At 68.9% G+C, this 4,887-nt stretch carries 3 protein-coding genes and 1 pseudogene; 3 read left to right on the forward strand and 1 reads right to left on the reverse strand.

Annotated features, from left to right (window positions below; all coding sequences use genetic code 11):
* Together ACEN88_RS24335 and ACEN88_RS24340 are read left to right on the forward strand one after the other, a co-directional pair.
* Positions 1–575: pseudogene (locus ACEN88_RS24335) on the forward strand (metal-dependent hydrolase); the annotation flags it as partial.
* Positions 576–692: 117 nt separating this feature from the next.
* Entirely contained in the window at positions 693–1,211 is a 519-nt protein-coding gene (locus ACEN88_RS24340) for a tetratricopeptide repeat protein (RefSeq protein WP_413343813.1), read from the forward strand.
* Between the two features lie 7 nt (positions 1,212–1,218).
* Here the strand turns inward: ACEN88_RS24340 and ACEN88_RS24345 are convergent, their stop codons facing one another.
* The gene (locus ACEN88_RS24345) at positions 1,219–3,081 is read right to left on the reverse strand and encodes a glycosyltransferase (RefSeq protein WP_413343815.1); all 1,863 of its coding nucleotides are present in this window, start codon (positions 3,079–3,081) and stop codon (positions 1,219–1,221) included.
* A gap of 254 nt (positions 3,082–3,335) precedes the next feature.
* On the opposite strand from ACEN88_RS24345, the gene ACEN88_RS24350 reads away from it, so the two are divergent.
* The coding region (locus tag ACEN88_RS24350; RefSeq protein WP_413343817.1) for a TonB-dependent receptor at positions 3,336–4,887 on the forward strand (1,552 nt) is incomplete at its 3' end.

The following is a 4,887-nucleotide window of genomic DNA, read 5'->3' on the forward strand; positions in this document are numbered from 1 at the left end:
GTGGCCGCACCGCACTGGCTGCCGGGCTGGCCGCGGCGCTCGCCTTCGTCCTCGTCCAGGCGGCGGCCATGCACACGGCCCGGGACACGGTCGCTGCCGCCATCGCCCGCCTCGATCCGGGCGAGCGCCTGCTCGATACGGCCCTGTCCGCCTATCCCGCCAATCCGCTGTGCTGGTCGTTCGTGACGGTGGCCACCGATGCCGCGCACGGCAGCTATCACCTGCGCCGCGGCCAGCTCAGCGTCGCACCGGGCATCACGCCGGTCGCGTCCTGCCCGGCCGGGATCGCGGGCCGTGCCGCCGGCGCCGATGCGCAACTGGCCTGGCAAGGGGACGCTCGTGACAGCCTTGCGCGACTTCACGACCTGCAACAGAACAATTGCCACTTCAACGCCTGGATGCGGTTCGCCCGCGCGCCGGCCATCGACGGCACGACGGCGACGGATGCGCGCTGGAGCCCGCTGGGCAGCGCCAATTTCTCGACGCTGGCCTATGCCCACCTCGCAGATACGCCCTGCCCCCGTCCCATGCCGGACTGGGGCTATCCGCGCGCGGACCTGTTGCGGCAGCCTTGAACACAGCGGGGGCACAAGAATGTGCCATAACGTGACACATCGTCGCGCTCGCTGGCGGCCAACATGTGGCCCGGATATTGCTCGAGGATCAACCACCTTCACAACCAGGGAGATCCGATGCGAACGTTACTTATCTCGACCGTATGCTGCGCCACCCTTTACGGCACGGCGGCGCATGCCCGGCCGCCAGGCGATGGCGCAACCGACATCAAGTCCGCCGAAAGCGAACTGAGCTATCGGTCCTACGTGACAAGCGACAAGCGCATCAAATGCCTGTACGGCTATGCGGCGAACAAGACAGGCGACCACGCGGCCGCCATCCAGATCTTCGAAGACTGCATCCGGCGCTGGAACGACGTGTTTTCCATGATCGGCCTTGCGCAGATGTACGAAACCGGCATCGGCATCCGGCAGGACGCCGCACAATCGACGGCGCTGATGCGCCGGGCGGCCCAGCTGGACGACGGATCGAGCTATCCGAGCCTGGCCCGCTATCACTATGGCGTGGCCCTGGCGGAGGGATACGGCATCCAGAAAAATATCGCCGAAGCGCGGACATGGCTCCACAAGGCGGCCGAGGAAGGTGTGAACGAAGCCGCCGGCTACCTCGAACGCCTGGATCACGCATCGCCATGAGCGCCGCCTAGCCCGCCACCCGCGGCCCGCGGCCCGCATTGGCGATGACTTGCCGGAAAAACGCGACGAGCGCCGGCACGTGCGTATCGAACCAGAACTGCTCGCGCTGCGCCCACATGTGCGCGCGCAGTGCGTCCATGTGCAGACGGTTGCGCAGTTGCGCCGCCAGTGAGTCGATGTCGTCATAAAAGACGCCGACGCCGAGCCGGCGCGCCAGCGCTTGCGCGGCCACGACGGCATCGCCATTGTCGCGCTGGATCAGCGGCAGGCCGGCCGCCGCCAATGTGGCGATGCGGGCCGGCAGGTTCAGGTCGTCCCAGTCCGCGCGGCACAGGTCGCCGCCGTTGCGGCTCGCGAAGCAATGGAGCCAACCGGCGTCGTAGCGCGAGAATTCCTCGACCCAGCGGTCCTGCGCCACATTGCCGTGCAGGTGCAGGTGGTGCGGCGCCAGCGCCTGCGTCTTTGCGATCCACTCGCGCCATTGGCCGTGCGTGTAGTCGCCGTAGAAATGCAGGTGGATGCCGGCCGCCGCCAGCGCTGCCACGGTGGGCGGATGCAGCCCGATCGGGCGGCCCGGCACTACAGTGTGCACGTCGCCGTCGGCGGCGGACAGCGGCGGTGCCACGGGGCCGTCGAACCAGTCGCGCCTGGGCAGGTCGCCATCGAGCACGTGGCACGGACGCGTGCGCACCAGGCCCGGCGCCGCCAGCTCGAACCAGTCGCGCGCCTCGGGACTGCTGAAGATGCGGCCGTCCGCCATGCGGTACAGGTCGAGCAGCTGCGGCCATGTGCCCTGTTCCAGGCAGATGAACGGCCCTTCCTTGAAATGCCAGACGAACGGGATGCCGCTGCTTGCGAGCAGGACGTCGTGGCAGAACGGCACGGCCTGCCAGTTCAGCTGCGCGTAGATCACGTCGGGACGCAGCCTTCGCAGCGCCGCGCGCCAGTCGTCGCGGGGCAGGTCCTCGACGTGGCCGAACGGCAGTGGCCCCACCGTGTTGAACCAGTATGGCGTGTCCGTCCACAGGCCGTACAGCGTGTGCCCCTGCTCTTCCAGCGCCAGTACCCGTTCCGCGTTGTACGCCAGTTCGCCCACGAGCAGGATCGTGAGGCCGTCCGCTGCGCGCGGTGTGGGCGGACGCTCGCGCAGGCGGCGGTACAGCGCGACCTCGTCGATAGCATTGCCGCTGCGCGTGTGGAAGCGCAGCGGCGCGCGCACGCGGTAGTGGCGGCGGAACGGGTTGATCCCGCCTGCCGGTTCGCGCATCAGCTTGTGGCGCTGGCGCGGGTGGTCGACCCATTCGCAGGTCACGACGCCCGTCCCCACGCTGGCGCCCAGCGCCTGCAGGCGCGACCAGTACAGGCGGTCGAGGTCGTCGGACTCGAGCGCCGCGCGCTCGGTCCAGCGCAGGCCCGTGCGCCAGTGCATCGCCTGGACGAGCTGCAGGCCCTCGCCGGGAACGGGTCCTTCCGCCTCGCGGTTGTAGCGCCAGCGCACGCCGGACACCGCCAGCACCGCCTCCGGCGCCGCCCCGAGCGCCGCCGCCAGCGTCTCCAGGTGGCGCGGATAGAACACGTCGTCGGCGGGCAGGTAGGCGACGAGCGGTGCTGTCGTCGCGTCCAGCGCCACGTTCAACGCCCGGCCCAGCCCCTCGTTCGCGTCCAGCGCGAGGTAGCGGATGCGCGCATCGTCCAGGAACGGCGCGACGACGGCCGCCGTGGCGTCGCGCGAGCCATCGTCCACCACGACGGCCTCCCACGCGTCGAGCGTCTGGGCCTGCAGGCTCGCGAGCGCGCGGGCGATGAAGTGCGCCTGGTCGAAGGTCGGCACCAGCACGCTCACGCGGGGTTGGACAGATGTCGTCGTCATGCAACAAGCATAAGGAGGCGAGGCTGCGCGCGTTTGCGCCGGATCAGTCGTGCGCGTGCCCCGGAAACAACGACTTGTGAACCTTATTGCACCACTTTGTGGTTACTGGGCACTATTGCCCGTTCGCACTACCTGATAGACTCCTCCGTTTCACCCGCCTGCAATAAACTCTCACGAAAATCACGCAGGCAGGCGACGCCAGTGCAAACGACACGGCGCACCAAGCAACGACTATAAAAAAACTGGGATAGTTCATGAAGAATCAGCAGGGTCGGTTGACCCCCAACCTGCTCGCCATGTCGATCGCGGCGATCGCATGGAGCGCGCCGGCGTGCGCGCAGGTGGAGACACAGGGCGACGGCATCCAGGAGGTGATCGTCACGGCGCAGCGCACGGCCGCGCCGGCATCGAAGACGCCGGTGGCGATGAGCGTGCTCACGGCGCGCCAGCTCGACGCCATCGGCGCCGACACGCCCGGCGCCCTCGCCGCGCGCCTGCCGAATACGTACCTGGAAAATTCGTACGACGGCCTGCGCATCACGATCCGCGGCGTCTCGAACGCCGACGTCACGGAAAAGGGCGACCCGTCGGCCGCCTTCATGGCCGACGGCGTCTACGTCGCGCGGCCGCAGAGCCAGAACACGGCGCTGTACGACGTCGAGCGCGTCGAAGTGCTGCGCGGTCCGCAGGGCACGCTGTACGGCCGCAACACGACGGCCGGCGTCGTCAACGTGATCACGAAGGCGCCCGTCGGCCGCTTCGAGGGCGACGTCAACGCCGCCTTCGGCAACCGGGGCGAGCGCAAGGTCGGCGCCATGGTCAACGTGCCCGTGAACGACGTGCTCGCGCTGCGCGCCGCCGCCACCTGGAACGAGCACGACGCTTACCTGAAGAACGGTTCGAACACGCCGCGCGGCCTGGGCCTGGACCGCGACGACCGCGCCGCGCGCCTGTCGGCCAGGCTCGCGCTCGCAAAGAACGCCACGCTGCTCGTCCGCTACGAGGCGAGCCGCGACGACAGCAACAACGACAGCACGGTGCCCGACTCGAATTTTTATAACGGCATCGCCACTGGCCAGCCGGTGTGGAACGGCGATTCGACCGACCGCCAGCTGACCTACCGCTTCAACCCGCCGAACACACGCTTCGAACAGGGCTATTCGCGCAAGAAGGCGTCCAGCCTGACGGCGGACCTGAGCTGGGACCTCGGCCCCGCGACCCTGTCGTGGCTGGGCGCGCACCGCAGCTTCGACCACGATTACCTGTACAACTTCTATTACCGCGTGGCGCCGACGATCGCGCTGGGCGTGCGCCAGCCGTTCACCGGCACGTACAGCCAGGATTCGCACGAGCTGCGCCTCGCGACGAACGGCGCCGGCCCCGTGACCGCCCAGGGCGGCGTGTACTGGTTCCGCGAACGGGCGCGCGACACCTATTATTTCCGCGACCTGCAAGCGGTCGGCCTGCCGCCCTACTATGTGTTCGGCAACGACCCGGTCGAAGCGCGCAGCAAGGCCGTGTTCGGGCAGGCGACGGTCCGCCTGGCCGACGGCCTGCGCGCCACGGCCGGCGCCCGCTACACGGAAGACGACAAGTCGCGCACCGGCACGATCGGCTACCAGCGCACCGCGGCCTTCAACGCGGCCACCGACCTGCGCGAACTGAACGCCGGCAGCATCTCCACCGACAAGACGACGTGGCGCCTCGGCCTCGACTACGACCTGGCCCCGGCCACGCTCGTCTACGGCTCGATCGCGACCGGCTACAAGGCCGGCGGCTTCAACGACGGCTGCGCCGCGGGCGATT

The sequence above is a fragment of the Massilia sp. CT11-108 genome (genome assembly GCF_047302915.1).
GTDB classification, from domain to species: Bacteria; Pseudomonadota; Gammaproteobacteria; order Burkholderiales; family Burkholderiaceae_D; genus Telluria; species Telluria orientalis.

Excerpts from the sequence above, each read along its gene's own strand:
- ACEN88_RS24340 (WP_413343813.1), top strand. The coding sequence starts at position 693 with ATGCGAACGTTACTTATCTCGACCGTATGCTGCGCCACCCTTTACGGC.
- ACEN88_RS24345 (WP_413343815.1), bottom strand. The coding sequence starts at position 3,081 with ATGACGACGACATCTGTCCAACCCCGCGTGAGCGTGCTGGTGCCGACC.